This window comes from Winogradskyella sp. PE311, from assembly GCF_046545555.1.
Lineage (GTDB): Bacteria > Bacteroidota > Bacteroidia > Flavobacteriales > Flavobacteriaceae > Winogradskyella.
This window is the reverse complement of the sequence record NZ_JBHZTH010000001.1, coordinates 931,812-946,546: the sequence shown is the minus strand read 5'-3', so window position 1 is coordinate 946,546 and position 14,735 is coordinate 931,812. Positions and strand designations below refer to the sequence as shown.

At 34.0% G+C, this 14,735-nt stretch carries 10 protein-coding genes; 2 read left to right on the top strand and 8 right to left on the bottom strand.

Features of this window, described 5'->3' with window-relative positions:
* Position 1: 1 nt before the first annotated feature.
* The 5 genes from ACFWU4_RS04140 to ACFWU4_RS04120 form a co-directional block, all read right to left on the bottom strand.
* A complete protein-coding gene (locus ACFWU4_RS04140) occupies positions 2-3,154 on the bottom strand; it encodes a SusC/RagA family TonB-linked outer membrane protein (RefSeq protein WP_411125147.1) in 3,153 nt (1,050 codons plus the stop codon).
* A gap of 293 nt (positions 3,155-3,447) precedes the next feature.
* Positions 3,448-4,866: a D-xylose transporter XylE gene (gene xylE / locus ACFWU4_RS04135; protein ID WP_411125145.1), complete on the bottom strand. Its 1,419-nt coding sequence runs from the start codon at positions 4,864-4,866 to the stop codon at positions 3,448-3,450.
* 22 nt (positions 4,867-4,888) lie between these two features.
* Positions 4,889-6,214, bottom strand: a complete 1,326-nt coding sequence (xylA, locus tag ACFWU4_RS04130) for a xylose isomerase (protein ID WP_411125143.1) — start codon at positions 6,212-6,214, stop codon at positions 4,889-4,891.
* A 16-nt stretch (positions 6,215-6,230) separates the two neighbouring features.
* Positions 6,231-7,721, bottom strand: coding sequence for a xylulokinase (locus ACFWU4_RS04125; protein WP_411125141.1), 1,491 nt, complete (start codon positions 7,719-7,721; stop codon positions 6,231-6,233).
* Positions 7,722-7,741: 20 nt separating this feature from the next.
* Positions 7,742-9,310, bottom strand: a complete 1,569-nt coding sequence (locus tag ACFWU4_RS04120; protein ID WP_411125139.1) for a ThuA domain-containing protein — start codon at positions 9,308-9,310, stop codon at positions 7,742-7,744.
* A 231-nt stretch (positions 9,311-9,541) separates the two neighbouring features.
* Here ACFWU4_RS04120 and uxaC point away from each other — a divergent pair, with 231 nt between their 5' ends.
* Positions 9,542-10,945, top strand: coding sequence for a glucuronate isomerase (gene uxaC, locus ACFWU4_RS04115; protein WP_411125137.1), 1,404 nt, complete (start codon positions 9,542-9,544; stop codon positions 10,943-10,945).
* Positions 10,946-10,949: 4 nt separating this feature from the next.
* Positions 10,950-11,921 (top strand): Gfo/Idh/MocA family protein, encoded by a 972-nt coding sequence (locus ACFWU4_RS04110; RefSeq protein ID WP_411125135.1) that lies wholly within the window; start codon positions 10,950-10,952, stop codon positions 11,919-11,921.
* Positions 11,922-11,946: 25 nt separating this feature from the next.
* Here the strand turns inward: ACFWU4_RS04110 and ACFWU4_RS04105 are convergent, their stop codons facing one another.
* The 3 genes from ACFWU4_RS04105 to ACFWU4_RS04095 are packed head-to-tail and all read right to left on the bottom strand — an operon-like array spanning position 11,947 to position 14,734.
* Complete coding sequence (locus ACFWU4_RS04105; protein WP_411125133.1) at positions 11,947-13,251, bottom strand: TRAP transporter large permease; 1,305 nt, start codon at positions 13,249-13,251, stop codon at positions 11,947-11,949.
* Between the two features lie 2 nt (positions 13,252-13,253).
* Complete coding sequence (locus tag ACFWU4_RS04100) at positions 13,254-13,745, bottom strand: TRAP transporter small permease (protein WP_411125131.1); 492 nt, start codon at positions 13,743-13,745, stop codon at positions 13,254-13,256.
* Positions 13,745-14,734 carry a TRAP transporter substrate-binding protein gene (locus tag ACFWU4_RS04095; protein WP_411125129.1) on the bottom strand — a complete coding sequence of 330 codons (990 nt, stop codon included), beginning with the start codon at positions 14,732-14,734 and terminating at the stop codon, positions 13,745-13,747. The genes ACFWU4_RS04100 and ACFWU4_RS04095 overlap by 1 nt, the downstream gene beginning before the upstream one ends.
* Position 14,735: the final 1 nt, after the last annotated feature.

The following is a 14,735-nucleotide window of genomic DNA, read 5'->3' as shown; positions in this document are numbered from 1 at the left end:
TTTAAAAATTCATATTAAAACCAAAGTTAAATGTCTTTAAGGTAGGGTAATCTCCTCTTGACTGTGTTTCCCCTGAAGTATTAAACTCTCTATCATCGGGTAAATTAGACCATAAAAACAGGTTATTTCCGTTTGCAAAAAACTGAAGTTTCTTAAGACCAAGTTTTTCACAGGTCTCTTTTGGTATATCATATGATAGAGTAACTGCTCTAAGCCTTGTTAGAGAAGCATCTAACCAATTATCTCTAGGGTTATTTGCAGCTGGTACACCAAAAGATGGCTGAGTATCTGTATTATTAGGCGTATTTACGGTCCAATAATCTAAATCTTGCTCAAAGATTAAGGGTGTTGAATTACCAAAAGTTTGGTTACTGAATAATCTAGACGCATTTTGAGTTCCATATAATTGTGCTGAAACATTAAAACCTTTGTATCGTGCGCCTAAAGTAAGGCCCCATGTTCTTTGAGGTTGATTTGGAAAACCGAAAGGTGCATTGTCAAAATTAGAGTTATAAATACCATCCCCATCAAAATCTACAAGATTATAATAACCAGGACGTACATCACTTTGATTTTCATTTAGCGGTGTTGAACTATAGATATCGTCCCAATTCGTCAATATACCCCCAGGAATACCTGTACTTCCTTGACCAATATTAAAACCTGCATCATTAAGATAAGCCGCTCGTAATTCTGGATCATCTCTTACAATCACCTTATCTATAGCTTCCGTAAAATTAAAATCACCAGTTAGTGTTAAACCGTTATCAAAAGTATGTCTGGAACTAAGAACAATCTCATAACCCCTTACCTCAACAACACCTCTATTAACATACGGTGGAGTTGCTCCTACAAAATCTGGTGTAGTTTGGCTATTAGCAATTACGATATTATCACGATCCTCTGCAAAATAATCTACCTCTCCACTTAACAAACCATTAAATAAATTAAACTCAGCACCTATATTATATTTAACAGCTGTTTCCCATTGTAGATTTGGATTTCCAACGAGCGTTTCTCTGTAAAATGTGTAGGGCGAATTTCCGTCATAATCACTTGGCACTAGAAATGCAGAATCACCAGACGACCATTGCGTTATATAAGTCCATCTTGCTGCGTCATCAAGGGTGATAAAAGTATCATCACCAATAAGGCCATAAGATCCTCTAAATTTAAGTAAATTTAACCAATCTACATTTTCCATAAAGGCTTCGTTTGTAACTGTCCAACCCGCTGCTACAGAAGGAAATAAGTCAAAACGAAATCCTGGGCCAAATTGTTCAGAACCATTGTAAGCACCATTAATATCTAAGAAATATCTAGAGTCATAGTTATATTGCACCCTTCCTACCCAGTCTTCGCGGTATGTCGGAAAAGCGAAAATCCCAGTACCCCTTGCAGCCTCCTGTCTTCTCACTAAAAATAGACCCGTTACGTTGTGCTTTTCATCAAAGGTTCTATTGTAATTTAATGAAACATCATAAACCATTCTTCGCCTTCGTGTGCTATCGTCTACTTGCGAATTTCCTAATGCCCATGGTGGTTGATAATCAAATCGCGGATTCGAATTGCCCGGTGGAGTTGGAAGTTGTATTTCCTCAATATCACCATCATAAACCCTAAAAATTACACCTGATAAACCTCTATCTGTTAACCTTTGACTACTTCTTTGCGTATTATCTAGAGAAAATCGTCCTTGAAACGACAAACCTTCTGTTATAGCGTCTAAATTTTGTTTTAGTATAAAATCAGTATTGACTTGAAAGGTTCTAAATTGACTATAACCACTAGCCGATAAAGTAACAAAAGGGTTATTGTATACATTAAAATAGCTAAAAGGATGTCCATACAACCCATCTGGATATACTGGAGTATAAAGACTTGGCGCTATTAAGTAAAGCCCATTAGTTACATTACCTAAGTTACCAGGAGTCTCTCTAATACCATAAAAACCAGCTAAATTAACAGATAACTCCGTCGTTTTTGTAATATTGAAATCGATATTACTTCTAAAATTAAATCTATCATATCGATACTCACCTAAATATTCTCTTCCATTATCGTATCTTCCTCCGTCAAAAATATCTTCTTGTGTTTGAAAAGCCAAACTACCAAAATATTTGGCCGTTTTATTTCCACCACGAACAGACAAGTTCACTCTATAATCTTGTGCATAATCTTTCAGTAATTCATCTTCCCAATCAACATTAGGATAAATATAACTTTCTTCTAAGCTGCGAGGATTACGGTACCTTTCTACAATATCTAGTGGTGTATAATTAGCCCATGTATTGGGAGATTGAGCTATTCCTCTTAAAATCGCACTATTTGCTTCTAACAAAGCATCATAAGAATCTAATTTATTTGGTAATTGAGAAACAGTTTTAATGGTTGTATTAAAAGTTAATGCAAGTTGCGCTTTTCCTGTTTGACCTCGCTTAGTAGTAATTAAAATTACTCCATTAGCGCCTTCTACACCAAATACCGCTGTAGCAGAAGCATCTTTAAGTACTGATAAATTTTCGATATCGTTCATATCTATATCGCTCATTGACCTCTTAACACCATCGACAAGAACAAGAGGGTCACCATTACCATTCCATGAACTTCTACCACGAATAAAAATCCTTATATTATCTTCCCCTGGAGTACCACTACCTTGTATAGCAGTAACACCTGGCAAATTTCCCTGTAGTGCTTGTTCAACATTAACTGTACCCATTGTCCTTTCCATCAATTCCTTACCTTTTATCTGGGTAATAGCAGCTACCACACTCTCTTTTTTCTGGGTACCATAACCAATAATAACTACTTCATCTAAACTTGCCACATCCTCTTCTAAGGTTACATTGATGGTTGTTTTGCCATTAATTTGAATTTCTTGTGTTTTAAAACCTACATAAGAAAACAGTAAAATTTCATCACCTAAGGTTAATTCAATGGTATAGTTTCCATCAAAATCTGTATATGTACCTGAGGTAGTTCCTTTTTGTACTACACTTACACCTGGTATGGGCATTCCACTAGCATCCTTTACAACACCAGAAACCGTATTTTGAGCTTCTAGATTAATTGTCGTAAAACTTGAAAACACTATTGCTAGTAGTAATGCTAACCCAGAAACAGGAAATTGTTTTTTTAATTTTTGTCTCATATTCAGTTTAAGTTTCAACATATAGTTAGTAATAAATTTATCAAAATAATTAAATTTAAGGTGTAAAAGCCAAATCATAATGATATGTTAACAATATTATGAATAAGATAATTTATCAGTATCCTGTACTATACTGCCAAGTGTAATTTTTATATAGATTCTGGTTAATTTAACATATTTATGTTTTAGATTTCTTTGATTGCTTGGATAAGTTTCTACAATTCTTACTCAAACTATTATAAAAGTTAATTTAAAATAGATTTATTTCATTTGAATAATTTATCATCTTATTTCTATTTCTCCCAGAGTCCTTCCATCTCTTCTAAGGTTTTTCCCTTCGTTTCAGGTACTAATTTCCAAACAAAAATCAATGCTAATAATGACATGATACCATAAATCCAATAGGCAAATCCATGATTAAACTGCTCAGTTAAATAGCTATTATCATCCATCATTGGGAATGTTAATGATACAAAATAGTTAGCAATCCATTGTGCAGCAACAGCTATTGCCATAGCCTTACCTCTTATTTTATTCGGAAATATTTCAGATAACAAAACCCATGTTACTGGTCCCCAACTTAATGCAAAACTTGCCACATAAAGCATCATACAACCTAAAGCCAAATAACCTGTTGCTTCTGAGAAAAACACAAAGCCTAAAGCAAACATAGCAATAGACATTCCTAAAGCTCCAATTATCATAAGTGGTTTTCTTCCGTATTTGTCTACAGTTTTAATTGCAATTATTGTGAATAAGAAATTAGCTATACCAACAATAATTGTAAAAAGTAAAGATGCATTTGTACTCATATCCATCTTTTTAAATATTTCTGGTGCATAGTATAAAACCACATTAATACCCACAAATTGTTGAAAGATTGAGAGTACAACACCTATTATTATGATTAACCACCCAAAGGATAGTAACTTCCCTGAGTTTTGTACAACACTACTTTTAATTTCATTCAAAATTGAAGCAGCTTCTTCCTCACCGTTAATATCAGTTAATACCTGCAATGCTTCTTCTTCTTTACCTCGAAGCATTAAAGACCTTGGTGTATCAGGAACAGTGAATAGTAAACCTAAAAATATACCAACGGGTATAATTTCTGAAGCAAACATCCATCTCCATCCGACTTCATTTAACCATGCGTCTGAACCTCCACCTCTAGAAATAAAATAGTTTACAAAATAAACCACCATGAAACCACCAATAATGGCTAATTGGTTATAAGAAACAAGTCGCCCCCTAATTTTGGCTGGTGCAATTTCAGCTATGTATAACGGTGATAACATGGAAGCTAAACCTACACCAATACCACCTAAAATTCTATAAATTATAAAAATTGTAGAAAACGTATGATCTAGTTCTCCAATTGGTCTAAAAAATAGTTCTGGCATTGATGACCCTAGTGCAGAAATAAGAAATAGAATACCTGCTAGTATCAATCCTTTTTTACGACCTAGTTTTTTACTAACTAATCCACTTAATGCACCTCCAATAATACAACCAATTAAGGCACTCGATACCAAGAAGCCTTTAAAGGCATTTGCAGCATTTTCTGATAACCCTTTTGGTATTACAAAGAAACTATCTAAAGCACCAACAGTCCCTGAAATTACGCCTGTATCATACCCAAACAATAGTCCTCCCAAAGTTGCTACTAATGTTAATTTTAATAGATAACCTGATTTTTTAGATGTTCCCATAGTTAGTTTAGTTAGTGGATTTTTATATGTATTGATTAATTATATTTTCAAATAATTCTTGCTTACCACTTTTTAATGATAACTCGCCATTATTTTGAGCAATCTTGTATAAATCCTGTAGTGCTAATTTACCATCTTCAAAATCTTTTCCTTTTCCAGAATCAAAAGAAGCATAACGTTCTGTTCTTAATTTTTCATAAGGTGAAGAGGTTATTATTTTATCTGCAATAAGTAGAGCTCTTGCAAAGGTATCAGCACCACCAATATGCGCATGAAATACATCTTCTATATCTGTTGAATTTCTCCTGATTTTAGCATCAAAATTAATTCCTCCTCCTTGTAATCCGCCAGCTTTTAAGAAAACCAACATGGCTTCCGTTGTTTCTTGTATGTTATTTGGAAATTGATCTGTATCCCAACCATTTTGATAATCACCTCTATTGGCATCAAGGCTTCCAAGCATACCTTCATTAGCTGCAACTTCCAATTCGTGTTGGAAGGTATGCTGCGCTAAAGTGGCGTGATTGACTTCAATATTCATTTTAAAATCGTTTTCTAAACCATACTTGTTTAAAAACCCAATGGCAGTTGCACAATCAAAATCGTACTGATGTTTCATTGGCTCCATTGGCTTTGGTTCTATAAAGAAATTACCTTTAAATCCTTGAGAACGTGCATAATCCCTTGCCATTGCTAAAAACTGTCCCATATGGTCTAATTCGCGCCCCATATCAGTATTTAATAAAGACATGTAGCCTTCTCTTCCTCCCCAGAACACGTAATTTTCACCTCCTAATTTTATGGTCGCATCTAAAGCTAATTTAATTTGTCCTCCTGCTCTTGCCACCACATCAAAGTCTGGATTGGTTGAAGCTCCATTCATATAGCGAGGGTTAGAAAAACAGTTGGCCGTTCCCCATAATAGTTTTATCCCAGATGCTTCTTGTTTTTCTTTTATGTAATCTGTAATTACAGATAGTCTTTCTTCAGATTCTGCAAATGTTGCTCCTTCCTGAATTAAATCGTAATCATGAAAACAGAAATAATCGAATCCCATTTTGCTAATAAATTCAAATGCCGCATCAGCCTTATCCTTAGCAGCCTGAAGTGGATCTGAAGATTGATCCCAAGGAAAGTTTTGTGTTCCTGGACCAAATGGATCACTACCTTGACCACAGAAGGTATGCCAGTACGCTATAGCAAATTTGAAATGCTCGCTCATGGTTTTACCAGCAACAATTTGCTCTGGATTATAATATTTAAATGCCAAAGGATTGTCGGATACTTTGCCTTCAAATTTTATTTCGCCGATTCCTTTATAATATTCTTTGTTTCCTATAATTGCCATTATGATTTATTTTGTGTTATACTTTATTTAATACGAGTTCTAATTCTTTTTTCCAATTATTGTAAGCTTCTAAATAGGGCTTTTTATCTTTAAGAGGCGTAAATGTAGTTACGTGGTCGTTATCCATAATCACTTTACCGAAAGCTTCAAAATCGCCTTTATGTAAATTGGCCGCTCGTGCTGCTCCAATAGCACCTGTTGTATTGTAAATTTCTATGTCTTGATTTATTAAAGTTGCCACAGTATTTGCAAATATTTCTGAACGGAATAAATTGTCATTTCCAGCACGTATGACACTTGGTATTATGCCATCTGATTTCATAATTTCCATACCATATACAAATGAAAAGGCTATCCCTTCGAGAGCCGCTCTACACATGTGACCCTTATGATGGTTATTTAAATTCATGTTTACAATGCGTGTCCCAATTTCCTCGTTATTGAGCATGCGCTCTGCTCCATTTCCAAAAGGAATTACACACACTCCATCTGAACCTACTGGAATTTCTGAAGCCAAAGTATTCATCTCTTCATACGAACTCACTGCTAAGTTATTTAATAACCAACGGTATTGAATACCAGCTCCGTTTATACACAACAATTTACCTATTCTTGCGTCGTGTCCTTTTTTATAATTAACATGTGCAAAGTTGTTTACTCGCGCACTTTCTTTTACAGACAAGCTATCAGTAACGGCATAAAAAACACCAGATGTTCCTCCTGTAGCAGCTACTTCTCCTGGATTAAAAACATTTAAGGATAATGCATTATTAGGTTGATCACCTGCTCTATAGTAAATGGGTGTACCTGCTGCTAATCCACTTTCAGCTTCTCCTTTTTCATCTACTAGTGATTGAACGCCAAAAGTTTCAACTATCTCCGGAATAAGTTCTGTATCAAAACCGTAATATTCCAATAGAAAATCTGCTACACTATTATTTTGAAAATCCCAGAAAATACCTTCTGATAATCCAGATATAGTTGTATTTACTTTATTTGAAAACTTATAAGCAATATAGTCACCAGGTAAAAGAAATTTATAAATGCTTTTGTAAATATTTGGCTCATTATCCTTTACCCATTTTAATTTTGAAGCCGTAAAATTTGCTGGTGAGTTTAATAAGCGAGAAGAACATTTGTCTTCACCAATGTTATCAAAAGCTTTGTTTCCAATGTCGACAGCTCTACTATCGCACCAAATAATACTTTTACGTAATGGACTACCTGCTTTATCAATTAAAACAAGTCCATGCATTTGATACGATATGCCGATGCCTTTTATTTGTGTTCTGCTAACATTAAATTCCTTTTTCAATCGCTTAATTGCAGTACATATATGTTGCCACCAATCGTTTGGGTCTTGCTCTGCCCAGCCATTTTTTAGAGCAAGCATGCTCATTTCTTTTTCGGGTTCTTGTACAACACCTAAACTTTTACCTGAGTCAACTTCTACTAAAGCAGCTTTGATTGATGAACTTCCAATGTCTAATCCTAAGTAATAATTCATTTATAGACTAACTCTTAATTTTATTTTAATTGCTTTTTAAACGTTTTGGGAATACGATTTATAGATTTTATTTGAGCATTTTTATAATACACTTCTGCAGCTTCAGATTGTATTTGAATACGACCTTTTGTAAGTGGAACTATCTCGTTTTCTGCATTTTTATATTCTGAATTATACAAAGCCATCACTACTTTTCCGTTAACAATATGTAAACTTGTTCCTTCATAACAAATTAATTCGAGCGTATTCCATTTGCCATGGTCGTTTTCATTGTCAAAACCCTTGTTGCAATGGTTTGGCGGAATACGTTGTAAAGCCGAATAAGCCTTTAAATTACTATTTTTTGAATACCTAAATTCTTTTTCTCCCTCTTTTTTATCTGACGGAATATCTATTAACACATCCACTAAACCATAGTAATCTCCTACATCTGTTTCTTGAACTTGAAATTCTTGCGACGCCATCCATACATTCCAAAAGGCAGTACTAGAGCCATGAGAGTGATATAAAATTCCACTATCCCTTTTTCTTAATAATCTGGGTTCCCAAACTTTTTCTCCCCATTTAAACTGTACTATTAAATGGTAATTTTCATAGGCTTGTTTTGAAATTAAGGCTCCATATATTTCTCCTGAAATATGAAGTACGGTTTCTCCATTTTCATCTTTAAAGGTGAATACGTTTTTTGGGTCGTTGTTTAGACCTAGAGGTTCAGCATTTTTACCATCACTTTTTGGATCTACATTATCCACACCTTTAACTGTAGCATGAGGTGCACCTATAAAGACATCCCAATTTTTATTTGGGTCTCCTTCAAAAAGATTGGTCCATTTTTTAGAAGAAGGCTTTTTTACCTGCTCTACATCTGCTGCCCAAAGTATCGCACCTTTAATTAATTTTTCAAATCTTGTATCTTGATAAATCTCGTTAGTATGTCCCATTCCTGTGTAAAATACTCTACCTCCATCATAATGGTGATACCAAGTAATTGGATGGTTTTTGGTATTCATTTTTTTGCCTTGGTAAGAATCTTCATCTAATGATGCTAAAACATTAACATGTTTAGCTACAGGTTTTAAAAAATTATACCATTCGTCCTTAAAAACTTCCGTATCACTTAAATGATTTATTGCTGGATGCTCACTTGTTTTATCAATATGCAATGTTGCATTTTGAACTTTGGGATGATCTCTAAAAGTAGCTCCAATCATTTCTGTGAACCACGGCCATTCCATTTCGGTATTAGATGCAGCATGGATTCCAACAAAACCATTACCATTGGCCATATACTTTTTCAATGCTTTTTTTTGATTCTCGTCAAATAGGTCTCCTGAAGTGTTTAAAAACACAAGGACATTATATTGCTTCAAGTTTTCAGCTTTAAAGTTATTTGAATCTTTAGAAAATGAAATATTCCAATTATTCCTTTGTGCTAATTCAGTCATAAAATCAATACCAGTTGGAATAGATTTATGATAATGCCCTTCCGTTTTTGAAAACACCAGAATATTTGGATTGCTCTCTTGTGACTGCAATGCTTCAAGAGAAAGCAATATTATAAACAAACAAATAAAGGCTTTAAAATTCATTAAACATATTTTGCAGAACAATGTAATTTTGTAAATGATATATTACATCCTGTACTGTGCTGTCTTTTAAAATGAGTTTTATCTTCTGATATAAATATACTTCAAAGTATTTCTTTAATTTTAATAAAATTAATCAGTATAGCACAGGACAGAGCATATAAATAACTACATTACTTTAGTTCATTAAAAAAACCGTATCAACGCAAATTATATTGATTAAAAACAGAATAAATGAAATCCTTTATAAACGACAATTTTCTTTTACAGAGCGACTTTGCAAAAACGCTTTATCATGATTATGCAAAACCGCTTCCAATAATAGATTATCACAATCATTTATCACCACAGCAGATTGCAGAAAACACAACATTTGAAAATATAACGCAAGTTTGGCTTTACGGAGATCATTATAAATGGCGTGCCATGAGAGCTTATGGCATTAACGAAAAATATATTACTGGGAATGCGTCTGATAAAGACAAATTCTTAAAATGGGCCGAAGTGGTCCCTTACACATTAAGAAATCCATTATACCATTGGACACATTTAGAGTTGCAACGCTATTTTGGAGTTAAAGATTTGTTGACACCAGAAAATGCTGAGTCAGTTTACGAAAAAACCTCAGAAATACTTAATAAATCTACACATACAACTTGCGGATTGTTAGAACAGCAAAATGTGGAATCACTCTGCACAACTGATGATCCTATTGACGATTTAAAGCACCATAAACATATAGCAGAAAGTGACAAAAAAGTAAGTGCTTTTCCAACATTTAGACCAGATAAAGCTTATGCTGTAGCCGATAGCAAAGCTTATATAGATTACATTAAATCTTTAGAGAATGTAGTTGATTTTAGGATTACTACTTACGATAATTTATTGTCTGCTCTAGAAAACAGAATAGACTATTTTGATGCTCATGGCTGTAAACTTTCAGATCATGGATTGGAGCAATTGAACCATTTTTCAAATAAAAAATATGATGTATCAAAATTATTTGCTTCTGTTACATCTGGAAAAAATCTATCTAAAGAAGAAGTTCAGTTTTTTAGAGCAGAAACACTATTAGCTTTAGGAAAATTTTATCATAAAAAAGGTTGGACGCAACAACTACATTTAGGTCCGATTAGAAATAACAATAAACGATTATTAAAGCAGTTGGGACCAGATACTGGATTCGATTCGATTGGTGATTTTTCACAAGCGGTTGGCTTAAGTGGTTTTTTAAACGCTTTAGATAGTACTGATCAACTTGCTAAAACCATAGTCTACAATTTAAATCCGGCAGATAATGAAGTCTTCGCCACTATGGTTGGTAACTTTAACGATGGTAACATTAAAGGTAAAGTTCAGTTTGGTGCCGCTTGGTGGTTTTTAGACCAAAAAGATGGTATGGAGAAACAACTAAACACACTCTCTAATCTTGGATTATTAAGTTGTTTTGTTGGTATGCTTACCGATTCTCGTAGCTTTCTCTCTTTTCCAAGACATGAGTATTTCAGACGTATCTTGTGCAATTTAATTGCAAATGATGTCGTTAACGGAGAGCTTCCAAATGACGAAAAATGGTTAGGCAAAATTGTTAGTGATATTTGTTATAATAATGCCAAAAACTATTTCAATTTTAAATAAAAAAATGAATACAATCAATTGGGGAATTATAGGTTGTGGTGATGTTACGGAAGTAAAAAGCGGACCTGCATTTAATAAAGTTGAACATTCTCGTTTAGTTGCTGTAATGCGAAGAAATACTGAGAAAGCAAAAGATTATGCAGAAAGACATAAGGTTTCTCTTTGGTATGATAACGCTGATGATTTACTCAATAATGAAGCTATAAATGCCATTTATATTGCCACACCACCATCAAGTCATTTGGAATATGCTTTGAAAGCATTAAAGCTCAACAAGAATGTCTATTTAGAAAAACCAATGGCCCTAAATGCAAATGAAGCAAAGCAAATTTGTCAAGTACTTAAATCGAGTAATGCCAAACTAACCGTTGCACATTACAGAAGACAGCTTCCTATGTTTTTAAAAGTAAAACAACTTATTGATGATGGTGAAATTGGCGAGATTCGTTGTGCAGATATACAATTATTACAGCCTTTAAAAACGGATATGATTACCGTTACAGAAGATAATTGGCGTGCTAATAAAAGTATTTCTGGTGGTGGGTATTTTCATGATTTGGCACCACATCAATTAGATTTAATCTATTATTTTTTAGGTGATTATAAAGAGGCACACGGTTTTGCAATTAACCAGAGTAAAACTTACGATGCAGACGATGTTGTAAATGGAATTATTGAACTTAAAAATGGTATTCAATGTAGAGGTTTGTGGGCATTTAATGTCAATAATTCTTCGAATAAAGATGAACTAAAAATATTTGGAAGTTTAGGCGAAATAAAACTATCCATTTTTGGAAATCAAATTGAAATTACAAAAAATGGTACCACTGAACTTTTAAATTTTAAGCAAATAGAAAATATTCAACATCCCATGATTGAAGCTACTGTAAATTATTTTCTTGGGAAACAAGATAATCCGTGTTCTGCACATGAAGGCTTAAGAGTCATGGAAATAATAGATACATTTAGCTCTTAGCGTTTAATATCCATATCGACACTATTTAAAGACCGAACAATCTAGGTAAAAACATAGATATTTCAGGGATAAAACTGATTAGCATTAGTACAGCCACCATAATTGCTAAAAATGGCAATAATGGCTTTATCACTTGAGTAACCGAAACTTTGGCTACACCACTACCGACAAAGAGCAAGGTTCCTACAGGTGGAGTACAAATTCCAATACACAGGTTCAAAACAATTACAATTCCAAAGTGTACAGGATCCATACCTAAAGCAGTAACTACAGGTAGAAAAATAGGTGTAAATATTAACACCGCAGGAGTCATATCCATGAAGGTTCCTATGACTAATAGGATAAGGTTAATCGCTAAAAAGATAGCAAACTTATTATTTAAGGACTCTAACAAAAATGTACTAATCATTTCAGGAATACCTTCAAACGAAAACAACCAAGACATGGCCATTGAGGTACAAATTAAAAACATTACTACAGCTGTAGTTTTAGCACTAGATAATAATACTCCAGAAAAGTCTTTAACTTTCATATCACCATACGCTAAAGATAATACTGCCGCATATAATACGGCTATTACTGAGGCTTCAGTCGCTGTAAAAACACCTGCAACGATACCTCCAACGACTATTACTAATAATAATAAACTGAAAAACGCTTTTCTGAAAAACGTCCAAATTTCAAACAATGTAGCGCGCTTTCCTCTAGCATAATTTTTGCTAATCGCAATGTAAGCAACATAGCCCATAATAGCGAAACCTAATAATATACCTGGCAAATAACCTGCTATAAAAAGTGCAGCTACTGATGCGGTTCCGCCACTCGCCAAAGCATATACAATTAATATATTACTTGGAGGAATTAATAGTCCTGTAGTAGAAGCTGTAATATTTACAGATGCACTTAAGGTTCTTGGGTAGCCTTCCTCCTCCATGCGATCAGTCATTATGCTTCCAATAGCAGATGCTGCTGCAAGGGCAGATCCCGAAATGGCTCCAAATAACATTGATGCCAAAATATTAACATAAGCCAATCCACCTGGAAGACTAGACACTAAAGATTTAGCGAAGTTGATGAGTCGTGTGGCTATACCACCACGTTTCATAATATCACCTGCCAATATAAAGAACGGAATTGCTAATAAGGCAAAACTATCTATACCTGTAGTCATTCGCTGTGCAATCGTTGTGATTCCAGGTAATTTATCAATATTAAGTAACAAACTTAATGTCGTTGCGATACCAATACTATAGGCAACAGGAACTTTGAGTAACAACAAGGTGAAGAAACTCACAAACAAAACGATAATACTTATAATTTCTATACTCATAACTAATTAGCGCTTTTGTTGTTAATAATTTTTGCAATATGAAAAACTGAAAAGCACATGATTAAAAAACCACTAAAAGGCATTATAGCATAAACATAGCCTAGAGGAATTCGTAATGTTCCTGAAAGTTGTTCTAAATGTAAGGTTGTGTAAACTAAATTTAAACCACCAATAACCATAATTACAAGTGCAAATAGAAATATTAAAACCTCTATAAGAATTGATGCTTTTCTTTTATTAGGTTCAGAAAATTTTTGATACAAAAAATCCATAGATAAATGCTCTTTTTTACCATTAAGATATGCAGCTCCTAAAATGGTCATCCAGATTAAGGCAAACCTGGCAAATTCTTCAGTCCATGTAAACGATGTTCCTAAAGCATATCTTGAAAATACTTGAAACAAAACATCGAGCACCAAAAGCGCGAAAATCACAATCATAATCCACTCAAGGATTTTAAGAACTTTATTAAAAATAAGGTCAGATTTAGTCATTAGTCTTTATTTTTAATTTGGTTTACAATTGGTTTTAGTTCTGGAAATTCCTTAACAAAATTTTCTAAGACCGATTTCGATTTATCAGCAAATAAAGACTTCTCAGGAATGATAATTTCTACACCTGCTGCTTTTGCTGTTTCCATAGATGCTTCAACAGATTCGTTCCAAAATACTTTTTGAGCTTGAGCAGATTCGTCAGCTGCTTCTTGCACCCAAATTTTTTCTTGGTCTGATAATTTATCCCAATATTTTGTACCAATTAAAAGTACATCTGGCACGGAAGAGTGCTGGTCTAATGTATAATACTTGCTAATTTCATAGTGATTTGAAGACACAAACGATGGTGGATTATTTTCTGCACCATCAACTACACCTTGCTGAATTGCTGTGTACAATTCACCGTAAGCCAATGGTGTAGCAGAACCTCCCATAGAGTTGACCATATTAATCGCCATTTGATTGTTCATCACTCTAATTTTAAGTCCTTCTAAGTCCTCTGGTGTTCTAATCGCTTTATTGCTGGTATAAAAACTTCGGCTACCAGCATCATAATAACAAAGACCGCGTAACCAAAACTTACTACCTTTTTGTAGTATCGACTTGCCAATCTCGCCTTCTAAAACTTCAAATTGATGCTGCTTATCTCTAAACAAATATGGGATTCCTAGGACATTATATTCTGGCACAAAATTAGACAATGTTGCGGCACTTACTTTTGTTGCCGCTACACTTCCGATTTGTAATAACTCCAAAACCTCTCGTTCTGAACCTAACTGCGCATCAGGAAATATCTTAACGATTAATGTGCCATTAGATTTCTTTTCTAGTGCCTTTTGAAATTCTACAATGCCTTTATGTACAGGATGCGTTTGTGGTAATGTATGACCCAAATACATCACTTTAGGACCCGTATTGTCTTTACAAGATGTAAAAGTTAAAACCAGTAATACAACAACTGTAATAGTTTTTATAGAAATGTACTTCATA

What these genes read in the sequence shown, in the direction of transcription:
- ACFWU4_RS04140 (WP_411125147.1), bottom strand. Translation starts at nt 3,154, where the DNA reads ATGAGACAAAAATTAAAAAAACAATTTCCTGTTTCTGGGTTAGCATTA.
- xylE (WP_411125145.1), bottom strand. Translation starts at nt 4,866, where the DNA reads ATGGGAACATCTAAAAAATCAGGTTATCTATTAAAATTAACATTAGTA.
- xylA (WP_411125143.1), bottom strand. Translation starts at nt 6,214, where the DNA reads ATGGCAATTATAGGAAACAAAGAATATTATAAAGGAATCGGCGAAATA.
- ACFWU4_RS04125 (WP_411125141.1), bottom strand. Translation starts at nt 7,721, where the DNA reads ATGAATTATTACTTAGGATTAGACATTGGAAGTTCATCAATCAAAGCT.
- ACFWU4_RS04120 (WP_411125139.1), bottom strand. Translation starts at nt 9,310, where the DNA reads ATGAATTTTAAAGCCTTTATTTGTTTGTTTATAATATTGCTTTCTCTT.
- uxaC (WP_411125137.1), top strand. Translation starts at nt 9,542, where the DNA reads ATGAAATCCTTTATAAACGACAATTTTCTTTTACAGAGCGACTTTGCA.
- ACFWU4_RS04110 (WP_411125135.1), top strand. Translation starts at nt 10,950, where the DNA reads ATGAATACAATCAATTGGGGAATTATAGGTTGTGGTGATGTTACGGAA.
- ACFWU4_RS04105 (WP_411125133.1), bottom strand. Translation starts at nt 13,251, where the DNA reads ATGAGTATAGAAATTATAAGTATTATCGTTTTGTTTGTGAGTTTCTTC.
- ACFWU4_RS04100 (WP_411125131.1), bottom strand. Translation starts at nt 13,745, where the DNA reads ATGACTAAATCTGACCTTATTTTTAATAAAGTTCTTAAAATCCTTGAG.
- ACFWU4_RS04095 (WP_411125129.1), bottom strand. Translation starts at nt 14,734, where the DNA reads ATGAAGTACATTTCTATAAAAACTATTACAGTTGTTGTATTACTGGTT.